The sequence below is a fragment of the Salinivibrio proteolyticus genome, assembly GCF_001996165.1.
Taxonomy (GTDB): Bacteria; Pseudomonadota; Gammaproteobacteria; order Enterobacterales; family Vibrionaceae; genus Salinivibrio; species Salinivibrio proteolyticus.
Window position 1 is genome coordinate 183,221 of the sequence record NZ_MUFP01000007.1, and the last position, 19,477, is coordinate 202,697.

Below are 19,477 nucleotides of genomic sequence, written 5' to 3' on the forward strand. Positions count from 1 at the left end.
ACAGCGAGCGGATACCATGGAATCTTTTCACGCGCTGAGCACCCTTTTTGATCATGCCCAGTGTCAGTTTAGCGTCTACGACTTAGGCCGACGTGTTTGCCTTCTCGACGATGCAGAGTTTCGGGCCGTTGAGGCGAACCAACAACCTTACCCTTACCCACTGCGCCATCATGCGCATATGGCTGTCGCGTTCTGGCCAAAAGGCGGCGCACCTTGGGTATGGTTTTTGAAAATGCCACTGGATGAGCGAGGGCTACTCAGTCACACCGCGATGGGCGACTTTCTGCAATATGTCAGCGCGGCCATGGGGGAGAATTTAAGCGCAACGCCGAACAAAGCGCAGCGTGAGAAGCTGGCTAACAACCCTTACACCTTCACCCCAACAGATGACAAGATGGCGATGTTTCACGCTTCGCTCACCTACTCGCTCGGTCGTCCCGCTAGCCAATATTACGAACAGGCTCAACACTATTTAAACGGTGAACTCGGCTGGGATAACTGGCAAGGCGTTGGCCTACAAGGCTTGGCAGATATTTGCGTGCGTATGCACGAGCAAAACAATGCCACGCGAGTAAGAAAAGCGATCGCCAATATGCCAACCACGCCGCAATATGCATTGTTGGGATGCTTGGAGCACTGCGCCTTGAGCGACAAGCTTGCTGCCACCTTGCGCACGCTATTTAGCGATTTGTGTGTGAGCCAAGAAGTCGACCTCTTTTTCGTTAGCGCATTATTGCGCGCCCATGCGGGTGCACCAAAAGCACAGCGCGATCAATTGATCCGTGCCGTATTAGCTAAACGCGCACTCCACCATCAAGAGATCTTTGTCGCCATCGCGGGACGGTGCTGGGATGGATTAACCGATGATACGGTATTGGATGCCTTTTTAATTGCGATTGCCGACCAGCATGACCCGGCGCTATTCCAACAAATCTATGCCGATCTGGTGATGATGCCTGAGCTTCGCGGTGCATTATTAAGCCGCTTGCATGGCAATACCTCTCCGGCACTGACTCAGGCGATGGCTCGTCTGCAATCGGCAGTGAAACAACCCCATCATGATCACTGATCTTGTTACCCTGTTACTCGTCTTTGTCGTCGCGATGCTATTTTGGCAACAGCGCCGGCAAAGCGAGCACGCGCATCGATACATTCAGCATTATTGCCAACATATGGGACTTCAGGTGTTATCCATTGCGCGCGGTAAGCATCGGCTCACACACACCGATCAGGGCTGGCGCTGGGTGACACATTACTGGTTTGAATTCTCATCGACCGGGCAAGATAGCTATACTGGTCATGCGCAGTTGCGAGGATTTCGCTTAAAAAGCATCGACACGCCGGTCCATACCATGCCTGTACAATAAGGCCCATACCCACACAATCGCGCCATATTCGCGCAAGTGGATAAGCTGTACTAGAGTAACAGTATGATGCACACGTCGCGCGACACGCGAGTAGTACGTGACAGGGAGTCACCGGAAAAGATGGGGTAACCGCTCATGTTTACCGGCTACAAAAAGGAAGGGCGCAGCTTGCGCCGCGCCCGAGAGTTTTACTTGCAGCTATCCTGCTACTAAAAGGTGCTCCCTGCATCATTCCTTGATCAGTCGCCGATTCCTTCAGCGTCGTTCCATATCTCTCCGTCTTGGAGGTGTCCTTTCGTCATCCTGACAAACCGAAATTCCCGTTTTCGATAAGCTATCCATCCTGGATGGTGTCCATGACTTCGTCCTGAAGTGTTCCTTAAGCCCCCATCCTGGGTTGTCCTAAGTCTTCCTGACGTACAAGCTTCCTGCTTGTAGAGAACGGTTCCATCCGATATCCTTCTGCAATCCTTGCCAGCGCTTCATCCTGAAGTACTGCCTCATCCTGAGGTACCGAGTCCGTGGTGATTCCTGTTCCCTGTGTCAGTTCCCTTCCGACACCGATAAGATTACGCGACTGAGGATTTGGCACAAGGCATCACAACGTGCGCGATGTCTCAATTTTATCCCAATCATATAAAATAAAACATAAGCTATTGTTTTTATTGAATTAAAAACCAAACCCTTCTCGTTTAACCCGGTACGATTCTGCTTTTCTCCCACGCCCTTGTAAGAGATATCTCACAAGCGAACCAGCACTTTGCCCCTACCAGAGCACAAGGCAAGCTGTCTAGAGGATTGCTATAGTCAAATAACGGATGCATAGACTAGGTTTGAGGAGCAACAATGGAAACTTTCCAGCACGATTTAACGCACTTGTTTGAGCAATTAGGCCTAGCAAGCGATCAGCAGGCCATCGAGCAGTTCTTAACCAACCATTGTCTGGTCGATGGTCAATCTTTGGTAGATGCGCCGTTTTGGAACCCCGCGCAACGGGCTTTTATCCATGAGGCGTTACAAGAGGATGCCGATTGGGCCGAACAAGTCGACACCCTTGATGCTTTGTTGAGAAAATCTTAGATTACGACAAAGTCAGCGCGGCAGCGAGTTAGCCAAGCGCACGTATTAACGAGATTGAGAATCACGATGAGTTATCAAGCGGCACTAGAACGCGCAATCAACACCTTGGTCCAAAAAGGGCAATCTGTCACCGTGGCAAAGCTGAAAGCACAGCTTGATACCCCGGTGCCGTTGCCCCTCATTATTCAAGCGGTAAAAAGTGCCAAATCTCATTCACCGTTACCCGACATGGCCGAGGCTGAGACTGCTCCCTCAGAGGCAATGCGGATTACGGCGCTCGAACAGCAAGTCTCCCAGCTGACGGCTCGTCTGAGCGAACTGGAAGAGCGCTTAAGTGAGCTTGAAGTCCCACGAAAGGTTTGAGACCAGACGACAAGCCTCGCACTTGAACAGGAAAATATCGTGTAGTGGTGTTTCCAATCGCCACTGTCCACCACATTTAGGACAAGGGCGCGCTAACTCACTGTCCTTATCTTTGCCACCGACACGGTATTGATAGTAATACGTGGGAATACCCGTGAGGTATTCAATCCGTCCACGCAAATCCCAGCCACGTTGGAACAATCGAGTTTGCGGGTTTTCTAGCTCGTTGAGCCCGGCAAACTCCGCATCACTGGCACCCGCCATCTGCAATTCATCACACGCTTGCCATTCCGTTTGCCACTTGATCACTGACTTGTGGTCGCCATTGAAAGTTGCGGGTAAGCGATATAAAGGGATCGGCAATAAGGTATCGCCACACCGTAATGGCGAGCAGGTGTGCACAAAGGTGGTGTATAGCACCTGCCAGCTCGGCGAGGTGCTCGGCGCCGCTTGTTCGGAGTTAAGGTCTCGACCTAAAAGACGTACCTTAGGCTGAGTCAAACAGGCCTCGGACAGTTGATTCAATGCTCGCTTGACTTGAGGGCTATGAAATTTTGGCTGCAACGCATCTTCATCCGGACAAACAACCCGAAGCTGAAACTGCCCTTCTTGCATCAGTATCGGAAATTCACGCCCCAACACCTGACCGTTGTAACGCAACGCATCCATCAGGCCATTAATCGCTCGGTCAACCGCGCTTACCGTTGTATTGTCGAAGCACTCGAAGGTTAGCTCGGTGAGGATCATGATACATCAACCTCTAACGCCTCAATGAATTGCTCAACATCGTCTGCCAACACCTCTCGTGAGCCTTTATTGAGTACTTCTCTCACCACTTGGCCCGTCACATTATCAATAGCAACAATCGTCATTTCATCATCAGTGGTCGCAATAAATACACTCGGGGAGCATTTACGCTGACGCTGCATCATTAAATGCCCAAGAATGTTTTCTTGTAAGCGGGCCAAGTCATCTTCACTCCACACTTGCAGCAAATTGAAGTGCTCACCGCCAAAGTGCACCGGCAAATCCGCGCAGTACATAAAGTTATAAAAGTCTTTAATGTCGCTGTGCAGACGTAACTCAATCGCATTCTCCACGTTGGTGAAGTCTGCCAAGGTATCACGCTGAACCGGTTGCCATTGCACTTGGTGGGCATTTTCGCTCTCCACACACGGTGACGCTAAGCCTAAATACGCGTCCGTGCACGGCAAGCACTGCTGCACCTTTCGCCATTTGGCAACATATTTCTGGGCTAGCGCCCAAAGGGCGTTATGTAATGTGTTCTCCATTAGCAACCTATAGCAAGATTCAGTAAACTTTACCCATTCTACTTGAATCGATGGCAAATCCGTATGAGCAATTACCAAGATGCCGATGCCCTAGCCGGTCTGTCGCTAGGCCAACACACTGACTACCCGACGCAATACGACCCGTCACAGCTACGCGCGGTCCCGCGTGAGCTGAATCGTCAAGCCATTGGCCTGAGCAATGAGACTGTGCCCTTTACCGGCTATGACACCTGGACGCTTTATGAGCTGTCTTGGTTAAACCAAAACGGCCTTCCGCAAGTGGCTATCGGTGAGGTACGCCTACCCGCTTCGAGCCCAAACTTGATTGAGTCCAAATCGTTTAAACTGTATTTAAACAGCCTCAATCAAACCCGCTTCGAGAGCTGGCAAAAGGTCGCCGATGCTCTACAGAAGGATTTGTCTGCCTGTGCAGGCGAAGAGGTAGATGTGACCCTATCGCCACTGAGCGAGCTTGAAGGCGAGACCATTGCTGGAATGGCAGGTGAGTGCATTGATCATCAAGATATCAGTATTGATGATTATACTTTTAATCCTGATTGGCTCGATGGCGCCGCGCAAGGGGCGATTGTGTCAGAAACGCTGCACAGCCACTTGCTAAAATCCAATTGCCTGATCACCAACCAGCCTGATTGGGGGTCGGTGCGCATTGCCTATAAAGGGAAAAAGATTAACCGCGAGAAGCTACTGCGTTATCTAGTGTCCTTCCGTGAACACAACGAATTCCACGAACAATGTGTGGAACGTATTTTCATGGACATCATGCGTTTTTGTCAGCCAGAAAAGCTCACGGTTTACGCGCGTTATACACGTCGTGGCGGACTCGACATCAACCCTTATCGCACCAACATGGGTAAAACGCCGAGCGAAAATAACCGACTCGCCCGTCAATAACCATGATTCAGCGACGTCTCGTTGCGGCCTATGTGCCGCAACGTTGAGTCAGCGCGCAGACATGGCTGTCTCAAACTGGCAGCCTTCATTTTTGTTCAGACGCATTTTTGAGGATAGCGCATGCGCTTTAGCCGCCCCTTCCTAGGCCTGCTCTTATGGTTAACGTCGTCCATGGCGTTGGCTTCTATCCATTCCTCGCCTGTACTAACCAATGCAGAAGAACTGTTAGCCACCGCGCCTGAGCAATCGTTAGAGATCAGTAACCGTTTCTTAGCGCAGCGACGACTCACTACGGGTGCAAACCGCTCTCACGTCAATAACGATACCGATCGCTCAATTCGCACCCCCTTGCATACGGTGTACGCCTATTTGATCAGTGCTCGTGCTTACGCACACCTTGAGCAACCGCTAGAAGCCAAAGCGGCATTACAAAAAGCCTATCAAGTCGTCGAAGAGCACGAGCTCAAACACACACTGGTGCAAGTGATGCTGACCGAAGCGTCCCTCACTTGGCATTTAGTCGGCGATGATAAACAGGCATTGCATAAACTGGATGAAGTCGATGCGGCATTGAATGCGCTTCCTGATAACAGCCTCAACATCCACGACGTGCGTTTTAACAGCGCCTTGTTGCGCGCCAATATTCTCGCCGCCACGGCAGACAGTGAAACGGCGCTCATCGCTTATGAGCGTGCACGTAGCCAATTATCCACTCATCCGGAAAACCTGCGTGATAAAGTCGAGTTTCAACTTTCGTTGGGGACTTTCCTACTCGATGAAAAACAGCATGAAAGCGCATTGACCGAGTTGCTCAGTGCGTTTTGGATAGCCAGTGAAAATGAGTACACCGCGCTTATTGCTCGCGCTAACATGCAACTTGCGCAATTGTACTTTCAGCAAGGCGTGCTCAAACAAGCCCTCGAGCACGCGAACCAAGCAGCAGCGTTTTTTGAACACTTTTCACTGAGCCGTCAGCTTTCCGCCTCCCAACGTTTATTGGCCGCGATTTACGAACAACAAGCGCGTTATAACTTTGCGTTAGTGCATTACTTTAACGCGCTTGAAATTGAGCAAAACCTGTCCAGACCTAAGCCTCTGGCCGAGGTCCACTTTGCCATTGCAAGAACCTATTTCGAGTTATCTCACTACCCATTAAGCGACCGCTATATTCAAGATACGTTACGCTTAGCCGGTGCAATGCCCAACTCGCAGCTCACAACCCAAGCGATACTGTTGCAAGGGCAAATTCATTTAGCCCTGTCTAAACCCAAACTGGCAGAAAAAGAAATCCAAACTGCGCTTGAACAGGCCCAATCCCAGCAAGACTTCACCACCGTCACACGTGCGTATCAGGCTTTATCCGCGGCGTTGGAAGCACAGGGGCAGTATCAACAGGCACTCGCCATGCAACGCGAGTACGAACGCTTACGCGCACGTCAAACCGAAACAGAGCAACAAAGCCAAGCCGATACGTTCAAACAACAGCAACGTGTGGTCGAACGCCAATTACAAATGGACGAACTACAGCGCCAACTCGATGGTGCGCGTCAAGAGCAGATCCATTTGCAAAAAGTTAACTATTTCTTGCTCGGTAGCCTTGGTGTGCTGCTGGTCATCGTTTATTTGCGCCATCGCGCCGCCGTGATGCGCCAAATCGAGCTTGAGCAATTGCGTGACGATTTTTATGCTCACCCTCGTACTGGACTGCGCAACCTACGGATGCTCAATGCCAAGCTGCCCCGTTCGTTAGAAWAAAGTAATGCTAACTTTGAGCAATGGTACTTAAACGACATGATCCACCAGCCACTTAGTGACCGGCTGAGATTCGCAATGTTTGATGTCGCCTTTTTAAAGGATTTATTTTTGCACCATGGCTATCAATATGCGCAGGATATCGAACGTCAGCTGGGTGAATATCTCTCCGATAAAGTCACGGGAACCGGTCGCCTATACCACTTTGCCGATGCCCTATTTATTTATATTGAAACCAACTGGGAAGAAGATGCCCAACCCGACGCCCTTGCCCATTTTGTTCAATCTTTGATTGAAGATTTTGTCGCTCATTATCATCAGCAACCCGACGACAGTGATCAGGATGATACGCTATCAGCAAATATCAGCCTCTCAACTCAGGTTTGTGTCGGGCTGGCTGAATATCCTTTCTTGCCGCGAGCGTATACCTCGATCAACGATCAGGAATTGATTGAAATTCTCCTCACAGCTACCAATAAAGCATGTGAGCTCGCGGAGCAAAGTGGTGATAGCCATTGGGTACATTTAAGCGCCATTGATACCGCGCCTGCCGCCAGCTTCGTCAATACCAACTTACGACATGCCTGCCTGCGCGGTATTGACTCCGGGTTAGTGAAGGTTAAAACGTCAGCGAACACATCAATTAACTGGCAGACGGATCACGAATCTGATAAAAAGCGAGGGTTAATTATTGATGATCGAAGCAATAAGTCGGTATAGCTAGAGGCGTTTGGCTGGCGAATCCCGCCGCCTGTTGCGTCATCGCAAATGTTGTCAGGTGTATCCCCGAGAAATGAATAAGTCCAATCCACAGCCGGTAACGGCAGGCACCGCGTCTGCGGTCCAAGAAGATACGCCATACGCGTATCGGGACTTGGCCTTAAAATCACGTCGTGAGATCCATATTCTCAAACGCTTGGTGACTCGCTTTGTCGCGACCTGTACCGGAAAAAGCCCGCTACTCGATAAAAAGTTGGCTGAGTTCCGTGAGCTGTTACATGTTACGCAGGATGTCAGCCCTTTGATCCCGCGTTTAGCGATTATAGAACGCATGGTGGGTCAGCACGATATGACACAAAAGAAAGTCGAGTCGCATCTTAGTGAGCAATTTCATGCCAGTGGCGAAACGCTAAAGCGCGTGCCCGGCTTACCGGCACAACTGAAGCGCGACTTGCGCGATCTTTTATCTCAACCGGCGGGCGATCAAACCACCCGCACCCAACAGTTGGTCAAGTTACTCCAACTCTATGAGCGCGCTATCACCTTGCAAGCGGTACGTCCCAGCGCTCGACACTCAGAAACCACCCTCGAACAGGATCAAATTCGCCGTGTTGCCGACGAATTGCAAAACCTAATCACTGAACTTGATCTCGACGGAGAAGCGGGCCAACGCTTGCTCGATATTCGTCAACAGCTACTAGAAGCACTCTCGCCTGCGACCATCATTGCACTCACATTAGAATCGCTCAAGCTCATCCTAGAGGCGACACACGCCGAGCGGCGGGCCTCGCAAGCATTTTTGGCGCAAGTGAATGATAACCTGATTGCGATCAGCCAACAAAATACCCGCGCCTACGACCATGCCCACAGCCTACGCCAAGACCACCAGCGTATTGATACCTTGCTGGGCGGCACTATCGCTAACATTGAACGCGATCTGAGTGCACCTAGCGCCGATGCCACGGCACTGAGTCGCTCGTTAGCGCATGCGCTGGCCGATCTCAAAGCGCTCGCCGACGAGAATGAAGCACTAAAAAATCGCGAGCAGTCTTTGGTTGAGCAATTGGCGCACAATCAGAACCAACTGAACGCGGTTGCCGAGCAAACCATGGATCAAAGACGCCGCTTGGGCGACCAAGAGCGTAAGCTGTTACTCGATCCGCTCACCCGTGTATACAACCGCGCAGCGTTGCACGACCGTCTAGAGCATGAATACCGTCTATGGCGCAAATATCAGCATGATTTCTGTCTCGCGGTGATCGACATCGATCATTTCAAAGAGGTGAATGTCCAATTCGGTCACCTTGTTGGCGATAAAGCCCTCAAGATTATCGCGCGCAGTATTTATCAGTGTCTGCGTGATACCGACTTTATCGCTCGCTTTGGCGGCGAAGAGTTTGTGGTCTTACTGCCTGATGCGGATGAAACCACCCGAACCGACATTTTGGCGAATGTGAGTCATACCATTCGTCAGTTGCCACTGAAATTCAAAAATCAGCGCGTCTCTATTACGGCATCGATTGGTGCCACGCTGTTCTCCGGCTCAGACACCCCAACGCATGTGCTTGAGCGTGCCGACCAAGCCCTATATCAAGCGAAAAACGCCGGTCGCAACCAAATCATTTGGTGTTAATTTTTTCTGGTCAATCTGCCAACCTGTGTGTATTTTTAGTTAACACACTGATTTTTATAGCACCACTCTGCCCTTCCTAATTTGTCTTCAAGAGGTTGTCGCTATGATCACACACATTAGCCCTATCGGCACCATGGACCTGCTTTCACAAATTGAGGTCGATCGTCTTAAAGCGAGTGCAAGCAGCGACTTATATCGCCTTTATCGAAATTGCTCACTCGCCGTTCTGAACTCAGGCAGCCACACCGACAGCTCCAAAGCCTTGTTGGAGAAACATACCAACTTTGAGATCCGCGTATTGCGTCGAGAGCGGGGGATAAAACTAGAGCTGGTGAACCCACCCGACCATGCATTTGTCGATGGCAAAATTATTCGCGGTATTCAAGAACATATGTTTTCCGTCCTGCGCGATATTATCCATGTCAATGTTCAACTCGAGCACAGCCCGACCCTTAACCTTACCAGCTCACCCCATATCACCAACCTGATATTCGGCATTTTACGTAACGCAAAAACACTGCGGCCGCGGGTCGATCCTAACCTCGTGGTCTGCTGGGGCGGCCACTCAATCAATGACATTGAGTACCAATACACCCGAGAGGTTGGTCATGAGCTGGGGTTACGTGAACTAGACATCTGCACAGGATGTGGCCCCGGCGCAATGGAGGGGCCAATGAAAGGCGCCGCGATTGGACATGCGAAGCAGCGTATCTACGATAGTCGCTTCATCGGTCTCACCGAGCCATCTATCATTGCCGCCGAGCCACCGAACCCCATGGTCAACGAGCTGGTGATCATGCCTGACATCGAAAAACGCCTTGAAGCTTTTGTCCGTATCGCCCACGGCATTATTATCTTCCCTGGCGGGGCAGGGACCGCTGAAGAACTGCTCTACATTCTCGGTATCATGATGCACCCAGAGAACCGTGAACAACCACTACCCATTGTGCTAACTGGGCCAAAAGAAAGCGAAGACTATTTCCGCAATATCGACACCTTCATTCGTGAAGTCCTTGGCGACCAAGCGACCCAATATTATGAAATTGTGATTGACGATCCGGCCAAAGCCGCGCGTTTAATGAAAAATGCGATGCCAGCGGTAAAAGAACACCGTAAAGCCACTGGAGATGCATACTCCTACAACTGGTCACTCAAAATCGAGCCAGAATTCCAACTGCCTTTTGCACCGACCCATGCCAACATGGCAAATCTGAATCTGCATATGAACCAACGTCCTGAACTGCTGGCATCGGCATTGCGCCAAGCATTTTCAGGCATTGTGGCAGGTAACGTTAAAGATGAGGGGATCCGTAACATTGAGCAACATGGCCCGTTTAAAATTGACGGTGATAAAGTGCTGATGGCGAAAATGGATAAGCTGCTGCAAAGCTTTGTCGATCAGCAACGAATGAAATTACCGGGCACTGAGTATGTGCCTTGCTATCAAATCGTCTCTTAATCCCATCGGGCGGCTTTGCCCACCCGTGTAAACTGGTACAATGGGCAGCATGCTGCTCATTGTTACCGGTTAAGTCTATGTCCAAGCTTCACGTTGTTATCATTGATGCCATGAACCTCATTCGTCGCGTTCATGCCGCCCAACCCGATACTCATACCCTTGAGGCAACCACACAGACCTGCCTGAAAACACTCGATAAAATCATCAGTCACAGTGAGCCCAGCCATATTGTTGCGATTTTCGATCATACCGGCCAAGACAGAGGTTGGCGTGCCGATATCCTACCTGAGTACAAGCAGGGCCGGAAACCCATGCCCTCCGACCTCGAACAAGGGTTGGACACCATTCAAGATGCATTCTGGCAGCGTGGTGTTGACTCATTGCTCTCACAAGGAGATGAGGCTGATGACATGATCGCAACGCTCGCATTAAAAGTCGCGGCCCATCACGAGCAAGTCACCATTGTTTCCACCGATAAAGGCTATTGCCAACTCTTACAGCCCACATTGCGGGTACGGGATTACTTCCAACATCGCTGGCTTGATTTGGCATTTGTGGAAAAGAGTTTTGGCGTTCGCCCTGAGCAGTTGTGTGACTTCTGGGGGCTCGCTGGCATCAGCAGCAGTGAGATCAGCGGCGTGCCGGGTATTGGCCCGAAAAGCGCAGCCAATTTACTGTCCCAGTATGGCGATCTCGACGCCATACTTTCGGCTAATGATCTGGCTGAAAAGTGGGCGAAGAAGTTAGATGGTCACCACGATCTCGCACGCAAATGTAAGGCCGTGGCACAACTAAAAACGGATATCCCACTGGGCTTTAACCTACAGGATATCCGCTTTCAGCCAACTACAGTCAGTGCCTAACCATTCAGCGAGTGTTGACGTTTTACACGACGTAAGTACACGGTGATTTCTTCACGATCGTGATAAAGGTGTTTCGCCTTCATCTCGTAGGGAATGTTGTGTTGCTTTAAAAACTCACCCAAGGTGTCGAGGTTATAAGAAACCTGCTCATATCGACGGCTCATAGGCAGCTTCAAGTTGAACATGGCCTCTTTCGCCCATCCCGCAATCAACCACTCCCCCATGAGTTGAGCGACGCGGGAGGGTTTTTCGATCATGTCACAGACCAGCCAAGTCACATTTTTTCTCGTGGGCTCAAACTTAAAACCATCTTCGGCATGATGAAACACTTGGCCAGTTTCCATCAAGCTTTCATCCATCGCGCCGTTATCAACCGCATGCACAAACATCGAACGCTTCACCAGCTGGTAAGTCCAGCCGCCGGGACAAGCCCCCAAGTCGACTGCCCATAATCCGGGCGCGAGTCGCGTATCCCACTCCTCTTTAGGAATAAAATGATGGAACGCTTCTTCTAACTTCAAGGTCGAGCGACTCGGTGCATCAGCCGGAAATTTCATGCGCGGGATGCCCATGTAATGCGGTGAGTTATTGGTGGTCAATGAGTAACCCACAAAGCATGTCCCCGGCGCGATAAAGCAAAGATGAATAACTGGCTTTTTCGGATTGTCTTTTGCCAACATCACGCCCTGCTTACGCAGCGCCTGACGCAATGGAACGGTGAACTTACGACAAAATTTCAATAAGGCTTTCGCCTCGTCATTATCAGGCGTCTCCACCCGCAAGTCTCCCGCTTTGGGCAGCGCATCTGCAACAGCCAAAATCGGAGAAATTCGGTCGTCCGGATCCAGATCAGAGAGCGATGCGGTCACCGCAATCATTTGCCGGGCAAAGATCAGGGAGTCGAGCGGCAGATCACGAACAATCTGCTCAGCCTCACCGTCTTGGTAGCATTCAAACAGCACATAGGCGCTGTTGTTAATCACTCGCGGAAATCCGTAAATACCCAGCTCAGTGGTTTTTTGTTGAATTTCCGCCGCACAGTCTTTTTCAAACCCTGCACGACAGTAAAGCAAAACCTGATTCATGACTTCCTCTGGTTTGGGTCACCGTCACGATTACCGTGACAAAAAACAAGCTGCGCATTATATATGCCAAGCGGTTAGGAAAGAAATGCCAACCCTGACGATTTTGGTTTACTGGCGACCTGCGCGCCATGCCCCAAACGCCAATGCGCCCCAGCCGACTAAAAAGCTTAGCCCACCGAGCGGGGTGACAGGCCCGAGCCAAGTCATGTGTGTCAATGCCAAAAGATACAAGCTGCCACTAAAACAAATTATCCCGACCCACCATGCGATACCCGTTGTAACTACACAGCGCTCAGGCAGTTGAGGCGCAACCGCCCCAAGACACAACAACGCCAAACTGTGCCACATTTGATAATTGACGCCGGTTTTAAAAATCGCGAGCTCATAGTCGTTGAGCGTCGCTTTCAGGCCATGTGCGGCAAATGCGCCGAGCGCCACCGCTAATCCGGCACCGAGCGCCCCTGAAATAAGCCAATGCTGACGCCTCATCCGTTTGCTCCTTGTTGGTGAATAAACTGCCACAGATGCGAAACGGCGGTTTGGCGATTTTGCATCTCTGTCAGTCCCGAGGCTTTGCGAGGTTTAAAGCTATGATCGCCATCGGGCAAAAACGCGACATCGACACTGGACGAGAGTGAATAACTCGCCACCTCTTCTTGGCGGCCAAAGGTGTCGCGCTCACCTTGCAAAATCAATACTGGGCGAGTGACTGACGCTAAATGTTCGCCCTTGTATTTTTCAGGTTTGCCCGGCGGATGGAACGGAAAGCCCAGACAAATCACACCTGAGACACTTGGGTTTTCGGTTAAATGACTAGCCATTCTTCCCCCCATCGACTTACCGGCCAGCCATAAACGACTGGTCGCAGGTCGCAGACCGTTAACCTGCTCAATCACAGCTTCAAAACAGCTCAGCAATGCAGGCGCGCGGTCTGGCGGGCGTTTTTTACCATCGGCTTTTCGCTTATCCATGTAAGGGAAATTAAACCGTACCACACAAGTATGCTCGCTCAATCGTGCTGCCATATCGGCCATAAACTCATGATCTTTGTCCGCGCCCGCACCGTGAGCAAAAATAATCCAATCCATTGCAGTCTGCTCACCATCAACCAAAAGTTCTGTCATAAATTCATCTTCTCCTGCTCCTTCGCAGCCGTTTCTAGCATCCACTCTCGAAATGCCGCAATCCGACCGGTTTCCGCATCACGCTGTTGACTGACCAAATAAAAGCCATTGTCACTTTTAAGTACTTGTTCAAATGGATGCACAAGTCGTCCTGACGCCAATTCAGGTTGGGATAACACATTATTACCTAGCGCGACACCTTGGCCGTGGGCTGCCGCTTGTAACACCATGGAAGAGTGACTAAAGATAGGCCCATGTTCCAAATTGATATCCGTCAGTTGATGCGCCTTCGCAAATGCTTTCCACTCTTTGCGTGAGCGATCGTGCAGTAGCACATGGTGTTTGAGATCATCAGGACAAGTCAGTGGCTTACCGGACTCTAACAGTAAGGGCGAGCAAACCGGGAGTAGGCACTCTTGGTATAAAAGATCGCAACGCAACCCCGACCAATTCCCTCGGCCGTAGTAAATAGCCACATCCACATCATCCGTCAGTGATCCGTCTTCCAAATCAACTGCTTTTATCCGAACATCGATATCGGGATGCGCTTTATTGAAATCAGCTAAACGAGGCACCAACCATTGAATAGCAAAACTCGGCGGAAGACTAATGGTGAGCGCCCCTTTGGCACTCCGCTCCAATACTTTATCGGTCGCATAGGAAAGCTCGGAAAAAATATCTTTAATATCAAGAAAGTAACTCTGACCTTCTTCGGTTAGCAGCAAAGATCGATTGCGACGTCGAAAGAGCTTAAGGCCAAGGAACTCTTCCAGCGCTTTGATTTGGTGGCTAACTGCAGCCTGAGTCACAAAAAGCTCTTCGGCAGCCCGTGTAAAGCTTAAATGTCGCGCCGCGGCCTCAAACACTCGAAGCGCGTTCAGCGGTGGGAGACGCCTTGCCATAAACAGCTCACCTCTAGTTATTAGTTTTTCTAATCGTTGCCATTATAAATTGTCGATTGCTGATATACCAGCAACCTCCTATAGTGCACCCCGCATCCACAAGTGACGTCTCTCTATTTAAGACTGTTTCCGTGGTTGCGATGTTGTGTTTGCATTTGTCTAACACTGGTTAGACAGGTAGTCGTATCTACCACTTTTAACTTCCTGTATTTTGACATTGTCTGTCATTACATATTTGTTGGCACTGAGCTTTGCTCAGTGCTTTTTTTTGCCTGTTTGATAACGCCTATCCACGCGATGCGCCCTCTGAGCGATAAAGTTACTTGAGTTCCAGCCAAGAGATAGGGATCATAAGCAAGATTCAGTTTGGACAGCTCGTACTATGACGCAACATTTCGATATTCACGCACTACGCGCCCAATTTCCTGCCTGCGAAAATCCGGATTGGGTGTACCTCGACAGTGCCGCTACGGCACAAAAGCCCCAAGCAGTGATTGATGCCATCAGTGATTTTTATTCATCGCCGTTAGCTAATGTACATCGTGGCCAACATCAAGCTTCCCTCACTGCAACCGAGAAGTTCGAACAAGCACGTCGTGATGTCGCAACATTTATTGATGCCAAACCCAACGAGATCATCTGGACACGAGGCGCCACCGAATCGATCAATTTATTGGCTTACAGCCTGAGCCAACATTTCACTGCGCATGATGAGATCTTGGTCAGTGAAATGGAGCATCACGCCAACCTGGTTCCATGGCAATTAGCCTGTGAACGTACCGGCGCGACCTTAGTCAAAATCCCCTGCTGTCCACACACCGGTCAGCTCGATTTACATGCGTACCAACAAGCACTGAATACTCACACGCGGATTGTTGCCGTCAGCCATGTCAGCAATGTCACGGGCACCCGCCATCCTATCGAAAAGATGACCGCCATGGCGCATCGTTATGGTGCAATTGTGATCGTTGATGGTGCACAAGGTATAGTTCATGACCCCATCAGCATGGCTGAGCTTGATGCGGACTTTTATGCATTTTCCGGCCACAAGTTATACGGGCCAACGGGGATTGGCGTGCTTTATGGCAAACACGATAGTCTCGCCGCACTGCCCGCTTTTCACGGCGGTGGCAAAATGATCACTGACGTAAGCTTTGAGCAGCATACTCTCGCCCCGCTCCCTGCTCGCTTTGAGGCCGGTACCCCAAATGCGGCAGGAGCGATTGGACTTGCAGCCGCGATCAAATGGTTAACGCAATATGACTTGCGCGCGATAGACGCTCATCTCAGCACGTGTTATCAAGCCCTTGTCGAGGGTTTGCAACAACGCCCTGCCATTCAGCTTATCTGTCCACAACCGCATAGTACTATGGTGTCTTTCGTGGTGGATGGCGAGCACCACGCCGATATTGCTGAGCTACTCGGTCAACAAAATATCGCGGTGCGCTCGGGCCATCACTGCGCGCACCCGTTTATTAAGGCTCTCAATGTAGAAGGTACGGTCCGCGTGTCACTTGGTGCCTATAATAGCCAAGAAGACATTGACCGCTTCCTGATTGCACTGGATAAAACGTTATATTTACTCGGTACTTAATCGCTAATTAATAGGATTCACGATGGACTTACCCACTCACCCATTTGGTAGTGAGCTCGACCAACACACCGTTGCCGAGATGCTGGCACAACACACCAACTGGGAAGACAAGTATCGCCAGCTCATTATCTGGGGAAAGCGTTTACCGACCTTCACTGATGCCCAAAAACAGGCAGCCAGCCAAGTATCAGGTTGTGAAAGTGATGTGTGGTTTTTGCACCACAAAGACGCGGAGACGCACTACTTTGCCGCCGACTCCAATGCGCGTATTGTAAAAGGGCTGCTAGCCGTGGTTCTCGCCTGCGTGAACGGCCAAAACCACACACAAATCGCTCAGTTAGATTTAAATGCGGTCTTCTCGCAATCCGGGCTTGCGCACCACCTCAGTGAATCACGCACCAATGGCTTGCACGCCATCGTGCAACATATCCATTCCGAGATTAAATAATCAAGCGTAAACAGGCGGATAGCGACAATAAACACAGCAAAAAGCCTGTTTGCCCCACCCACCCAACTGCCTAATAATCTATTCACATCCGGCCACTAAGCTGTCCTAAGACCACCAAAATGCAATCGATAACATTGCCAATAATTGTGTCGTTATAACTGCTAATAATCGATCAAATAAAAAACCAAAAACAAACACATCATTTACATTTGATTTCATTTTTGCGGTTAATCATTGACATAGATCTCGAATAGATAAAAGAACGCGTTTTTACTTTGCGTAATTTCTCAGATTCGTTAGGTTAATTATCGGCGGTCATAAAAGGGTCACACCTTAACGATAGACTGCCCAGTAACAGTGACAGAAAGATATTAATCATTATTGGCATAGGTCTTGCTGTTACTCACAGACAATAAGGATGACTGTAATTCTGGCGTGAGTGGTTCCAGATGCGGCTTCAGGCATCTTGTTTAATTTGCTTGTTGTAGTGAATGGAGTCATACATGAAGAAACTGGCATTAGTTACCGGCGCGAAAGGCGGTATTGGTTCAGCGATCACAGAACAATTGGTTCAAGAAGGATACCGCGTGATTGCAACCCACTTCACCGGTGGCCAAAGCTGCGCGCAAGAGTGGTTTGAAGAAAAGAACTTTAATACCGAACAAGTACGCCTTTTTGAACTCGATGTCACAGATACTCAGCAGTGTGCCACACGTCTTGCCAAACTGCTTGAAGAAGAAGGCACTGTCGATGTGCTCGTGAATAACGCGGGCATCACGCGCGATAGCGTCTTTAAAAAGATGGATGCCACCCAATGGCATGACGTCATTAATACTAACCTCAATAGCCTCTTTAACGTCACCCAACCTTTGTTCGCCGCGATGTGTGAAAAAGGCGGTGGACGTATCATTAATATTTCATCGGTTAATGGCCAAAAAGGCCAGTTCGGCCAAGCCAACTATGCCGCAGCCAAAGCCGGTATGATGGGCTTTAGTAAGTCACTCGCTGCCGAAGGTGCGCGCGCCGGCGTAACCGTTAATGTGGTTGCCCCTGGCTATACCGCAACGCCTATGGTCACCGCCATGCGTGATGACGTTCTAGAATCCATCACCAATCAAATACCGATGAAACGTCTTGCTAAACCTGAAGAAATCGCCGCGGCTGTGACCTATCTTGCGAGTGACGCAGGTGCTTACATTACAGGTGAAACGCTGTCGGTAAACGGCGGCTTATACATGCAATAAATCAGGGAACGATGATGGAACGCATTTATATCGTAGCAGCAAAACGTACTGCTATTGGCGCCTTTTCAGGCGCGCTAAAAGATATCCCAGCAGGTCAACTGGCCGCTCATGCAATCAAAGGCGCATTGCAAGCTGGGTCGCTTAGCGGCGACGCTATCGATGAAGTCATCGTCGGTAACGTGGTCAGTGCAGGACAAGGCATGGGCATTGGCCGTCAAGCCGCCATTTACGCAGACATTCCAGCTAGCGTGCCCGCCTATTCTGTCAATATGGTTTGCGGCAGTGGCATGAAGTCTATTATGGATGCTGTGACACATATTCGCGCAGGTGACGCACAGGTTGTGGTCGCTGCGGGGGTAGAAAACATGTCACAGATCCCGTTTGCTGCGGCAGGAAATTTACGCACCGGACAAAAGATGGGCAATTTTGCGATGAAAGACTTACTCATCAATGATGGCCTTACCGATGTGTACAACCAATATCACATGGGCGTGACAGCCGAAAACGTTGCCAAAGAAGTCGGGATTACCCGTGAGCAACAAGACAGTTTCGCACTAAGCAGCCAGCAAAAAGCGATTGCCGCAATCGAAGCGGGCCATTTCAAGCAAGAAATTGTGCCCATCGAAGTCAAACAGCGTAAGCAAACACTCACCTTTGATACCGATGAATATCCAAAGGCTGATGCCACGTTAGAAGGACTCACCAAGCTGCGTCCAGCCTTTGATAAAGAAGGAACGGTAACCGCAGGCAATGCCTCTGGCATTAACGATGGAGCCAGTGCTGTTATTGTTGCCTCTGAATCTGCCGTCGCCAAACATGGCCTGATTCCGCTTGCTGAGATTACTGCTTATGCGCAGCACGGTATTGATCCAAGCATTATGGGGCTTGGTCCAGTCGGTGCGGTCAATGCCGCGCTCGATAAGGCCAACCTGACTATCGACAACATCGATTTGTTTGAGCTGAACGAAGCCTTTGCAGCCCAAGCGCTCGGTGTGGTTCATCAGTTAGCACAACACCATCAAATCACTCCGGATGCTTTATTGGAGCGTGCAAACGTGAATGGCGGTGCCATTGCACTCGGCCACCCTCTTGGCGCGTCTGGTAACCGGATTGTGGTCACACTGCTACACGAGCTGACCCGAAGAAGCGCCACCTATGGCGTCGCTTCTTTGTGTATTGGCGGCGGCATGGGTACGGCTTTGGTTATCAAGCGTACACAAGCGTAAATGGACATTTGCGACCTTGGGAACTATCCCAGACAACACTATCAGGAGATACACCATGTACACAGATATGTTTAAAGCGTTTTCTGAGCAATCTGAAAAAGCCTTGGCTCCATACGTTAACTTCAACAAATTGGTAGCCAAAAACGTAGAAACTCTTACCGAGCTGCAAATGAATGCCATGCGCACTTACAGCCAGCTAGGTCTCGAGCAAATGAAAGCGGCAAGCGAAGTGAAAGACGTATCAACACTGACGTCATTCAGCAGCCAGCAGCTTTCTGCGCTGACAAAACTGTCTCAGCAAATGATGGACGACAGCACCAAGCTGCAAAATATCGCCAAAGAGTTCAAAGAAGATATCGACAAGTTGACTGCCGAAAACATGAAAACTGGCACCCCAGCATAAGGGCAAGGCC

Annotated in this window: 20 protein-coding genes; 14 read left to right on the forward strand and 6 right to left on the reverse strand. The window is 50.1% G+C overall.

The window, feature by feature from the left end; genetic code table 11:
• The first annotated feature begins 16 nt into the window (after positions 1–16).
• The 4 genes from BZJ19_RS07705 (at position 17) to BZJ19_RS07720 (ending at position 2,810) form a co-directional block, all read left to right on the forward strand.
• Positions 17–1,069, forward strand: coding sequence for a DUF3549 family protein (locus BZJ19_RS07705; RefSeq protein ID WP_077675197.1), 1,053 nt, complete (start codon positions 17–19; stop codon positions 1,067–1,069).
• The gene (locus tag BZJ19_RS07710) at positions 1,059–1,367 is read left to right on the forward strand and encodes a DUF3301 domain-containing protein (protein WP_069588591.1); all 309 of its coding nucleotides are present in this window, start codon (positions 1,059–1,061) and stop codon (positions 1,365–1,367) included. The genes BZJ19_RS07705 and BZJ19_RS07710 overlap by 11 nt, the downstream gene beginning before the upstream one ends.
• A gap of 846 nt (positions 1,368–2,213) precedes the next feature.
• Positions 2,214–2,447, forward strand: a complete 234-nt coding sequence (locus BZJ19_RS07715) for a DUF2789 domain-containing protein (RefSeq protein WP_077675167.1) — start codon at positions 2,214–2,216, stop codon at positions 2,445–2,447.
• A gap of 66 nt (positions 2,448–2,513) precedes the next feature.
• On the forward strand, positions 2,514–2,810 hold the full coding sequence (locus tag BZJ19_RS07720; RefSeq protein WP_077675168.1) for a hypothetical protein: 297 nt from the start codon (positions 2,514–2,516) through the stop codon (positions 2,808–2,810).
• Here the strand turns inward: BZJ19_RS07720 and BZJ19_RS07725 are convergent.
• The gene (locus BZJ19_RS07725) at positions 2,778–3,557 is read right to left on the reverse strand and encodes a Zn-ribbon-containing protein (RefSeq protein WP_077675169.1); all 780 of its coding nucleotides are present in this window, start codon (positions 3,555–3,557) and stop codon (positions 2,778–2,780) included. The two genes, BZJ19_RS07720 and BZJ19_RS07725, sit on opposite strands and share 33 nt — an antisense overlap.
• Entirely contained in the window at positions 3,554–4,102 is a 549-nt protein-coding gene (syd, locus tag BZJ19_RS07730; RefSeq protein ID WP_077675170.1) for a SecY-interacting protein, read from the reverse strand. The genes BZJ19_RS07725 and syd overlap by 4 nt, the downstream gene beginning before the upstream one ends.
• A gap of 63 nt (positions 4,103–4,165) precedes the next feature.
• Between syd and queF the strand changes: the two genes are divergently transcribed.
• The 5 genes from queF to xni all read left to right on the forward strand — a co-directional run bounded on the left by queF (position 4,166) and on the right by xni (position 11,441).
• A complete protein-coding gene (gene queF, locus BZJ19_RS07735; RefSeq protein ID WP_069588581.1) occupies positions 4,166–5,014 on the forward strand; it encodes an NADPH-dependent 7-cyano-7-deazaguanine reductase QueF in 849 nt (282 codons plus the stop codon).
• A gap of 120 nt (positions 5,015–5,134) precedes the next feature.
• A complete protein-coding gene (locus BZJ19_RS07740) occupies positions 5,135–7,486 on the forward strand; it encodes a tetratricopeptide repeat protein (protein WP_077675171.1) in 2,352 nt (783 codons plus the stop codon).
• Positions 7,487–7,559: 73 nt separating this feature from the next.
• The gene (locus BZJ19_RS07745; RefSeq protein ID WP_077675172.1) at positions 7,560–9,119 is read left to right on the forward strand and encodes a GGDEF domain-containing protein; all 1,560 of its coding nucleotides are present in this window, start codon (positions 7,560–7,562) and stop codon (positions 9,117–9,119) included.
• Between the two features lie 103 nt (positions 9,120–9,222).
• On the forward strand, positions 9,223–10,578 hold the full coding sequence (ppnN, locus tag BZJ19_RS07750) for a nucleotide 5'-monophosphate nucleosidase PpnN (protein WP_077675173.1): 1,356 nt from the start codon (positions 9,223–9,225) through the stop codon (positions 10,576–10,578).
• 77 nt (positions 10,579–10,655) lie between these two features.
• Positions 10,656–11,441 (forward strand): flap endonuclease Xni, encoded by a 786-nt coding sequence (gene xni / locus BZJ19_RS07755; RefSeq protein WP_077675174.1) that lies wholly within the window; start codon positions 10,656–10,658, stop codon positions 11,439–11,441.
• Here the strand turns inward: xni and rlmM are convergent.
• From rlmM to BZJ19_RS07775, 4 genes are all read right to left on the reverse strand, one after another.
• Entirely contained in the window at positions 11,438–12,526 is a 1,089-nt protein-coding gene (gene rlmM / locus BZJ19_RS07760; RefSeq protein WP_077639479.1) for a 23S rRNA (cytidine(2498)-2'-O)-methyltransferase RlmM, read from the reverse strand. The two genes, xni and rlmM, sit on opposite strands and share 4 nt — an antisense overlap.
• A 108-nt stretch (positions 12,527–12,634) precedes the next feature.
• Positions 12,635–13,015, reverse strand: coding sequence for a DUF423 domain-containing protein (locus BZJ19_RS07765; protein WP_077675175.1), 381 nt, complete (start codon positions 13,013–13,015; stop codon positions 12,635–12,637).
• Positions 13,012–13,650: an alpha/beta family hydrolase gene (locus tag BZJ19_RS07770; RefSeq protein WP_077675176.1), complete on the reverse strand. Its 639-nt coding sequence runs from the start codon at positions 13,648–13,650 to the stop codon at positions 13,012–13,014. Before BZJ19_RS07770 ends, BZJ19_RS07765 begins: the two co-directional genes overlap by 4 nt.
• Positions 13,647–14,552, reverse strand: a complete 906-nt coding sequence (locus BZJ19_RS07775; RefSeq protein WP_069588567.1) for a transcriptional regulator GcvA — start codon at positions 14,550–14,552, stop codon at positions 13,647–13,649. The genes BZJ19_RS07770 and BZJ19_RS07775 overlap by 4 nt, the downstream gene beginning before the upstream one ends.
• Before the next feature lie 382 nt (positions 14,553–14,934).
• Here BZJ19_RS07775 and BZJ19_RS07780 point away from each other — a divergent pair, with 382 nt between their 5' ends.
• From BZJ19_RS07780 to BZJ19_RS07800, 5 genes are all read left to right on the forward strand, one after another.
• Positions 14,935–16,146 (forward strand): aminotransferase class V-fold PLP-dependent enzyme, encoded by a 1,212-nt coding sequence (locus BZJ19_RS07780; protein WP_077675177.1) that lies wholly within the window; start codon positions 14,935–14,937, stop codon positions 16,144–16,146.
• Between the two features lie 22 nt (positions 16,147–16,168).
• Entirely contained in the window at positions 16,169–16,594 is a 426-nt protein-coding gene (csdE, locus tag BZJ19_RS07785) for a cysteine desulfurase sulfur acceptor subunit CsdE (RefSeq protein ID WP_077675178.1), read from the forward strand.
• A gap of 503 nt (positions 16,595–17,097) precedes the next feature.
• On the forward strand, positions 17,098–17,838 hold the full coding sequence (locus tag BZJ19_RS07790; protein WP_077675179.1) for an SDR family oxidoreductase: 741 nt from the start codon (positions 17,098–17,100) through the stop codon (positions 17,836–17,838).
• A gap of 14 nt (positions 17,839–17,852) precedes the next feature.
• Complete coding sequence (locus BZJ19_RS07795; RefSeq protein ID WP_077675180.1) at positions 17,853–19,064, forward strand: acetyl-CoA C-acetyltransferase; 1,212 nt, start codon at positions 17,853–17,855, stop codon at positions 19,062–19,064.
• A 55-nt stretch (positions 19,065–19,119) separates the two neighbouring features.
• Complete coding sequence (locus tag BZJ19_RS07800) at positions 19,120–19,467, forward strand: phasin family protein (protein WP_069588559.1); 348 nt, start codon at positions 19,120–19,122, stop codon at positions 19,465–19,467.
• Positions 19,468–19,477: the final 10 nt, after the last annotated feature.

Coding starts and splice junctions, on each gene's coding strand:
- BZJ19_RS07705 (WP_077675197.1), top strand. CDS start 17: ATGGAATCTTTTCACGCGCTGAGCACCCTTTTTGATCATGCCCAGTGT.
- BZJ19_RS07710 (WP_069588591.1), top strand. CDS start 1,059: ATGATCACTGATCTTGTTACCCTGTTACTCGTCTTTGTCGTCGCGATG.
- BZJ19_RS07715 (WP_077675167.1), top strand. CDS start 2,214: ATGGAAACTTTCCAGCACGATTTAACGCACTTGTTTGAGCAATTAGGC.
- BZJ19_RS07720 (WP_077675168.1), top strand. CDS start 2,514: ATGAGTTATCAAGCGGCACTAGAACGCGCAATCAACACCTTGGTCCAA.
- BZJ19_RS07725 (WP_077675169.1), bottom strand. CDS start 3,557: ATGATCCTCACCGAGCTAACCTTCGAGTGCTTCGACAATACAACGGTA.
- syd (WP_077675170.1), bottom strand. CDS start 4,102: ATGGAGAACACATTACATAACGCCCTTTGGGCGCTAGCCCAGAAATAT.
- queF (WP_069588581.1), top strand. CDS start 4,166: ATGAGCAATTACCAAGATGCCGATGCCCTAGCCGGTCTGTCGCTAGGC.
- BZJ19_RS07745 (WP_077675172.1), top strand. CDS start 7,560: ATGAATAAGTCCAATCCACAGCCGGTAACGGCAGGCACCGCGTCTGCG.
- ppnN (WP_077675173.1), top strand. CDS start 9,223: ATGATCACACACATTAGCCCTATCGGCACCATGGACCTGCTTTCACAA.
- xni (WP_077675174.1), top strand. CDS start 10,656: ATGTCCAAGCTTCACGTTGTTATCATTGATGCCATGAACCTCATTCGT.
- rlmM (WP_077639479.1), bottom strand. CDS start 12,526: ATGAATCAGGTTTTGCTTTACTGTCGTGCAGGGTTTGAAAAAGACTGT.
- BZJ19_RS07765 (WP_077675175.1), bottom strand. CDS start 13,015: ATGAGGCGTCAGCATTGGCTTATTTCAGGGGCGCTCGGTGCCGGATTA.
- BZJ19_RS07770 (WP_077675176.1), bottom strand. CDS start 13,650: ATGACAGAACTTTTGGTTGATGGTGAGCAGACTGCAATGGATTGGATT.
- BZJ19_RS07775 (WP_069588567.1), bottom strand. CDS start 14,552: ATGGCAAGGCGTCTCCCACCGCTGAACGCGCTTCGAGTGTTTGAGGCC.
- BZJ19_RS07780 (WP_077675177.1), top strand. CDS start 14,935: ATGACGCAACATTTCGATATTCACGCACTACGCGCCCAATTTCCTGCC.
- csdE (WP_077675178.1), top strand. CDS start 16,169: ATGGACTTACCCACTCACCCATTTGGTAGTGAGCTCGACCAACACACC.
- BZJ19_RS07790 (WP_077675179.1), top strand. CDS start 17,098: ATGAAGAAACTGGCATTAGTTACCGGCGCGAAAGGCGGTATTGGTTCA.
- BZJ19_RS07795 (WP_077675180.1), top strand. CDS start 17,853: ATGGAACGCATTTATATCGTAGCAGCAAAACGTACTGCTATTGGCGCC.
- BZJ19_RS07800 (WP_069588559.1), top strand. CDS start 19,120: ATGTACACAGATATGTTTAAAGCGTTTTCTGAGCAATCTGAAAAAGCC.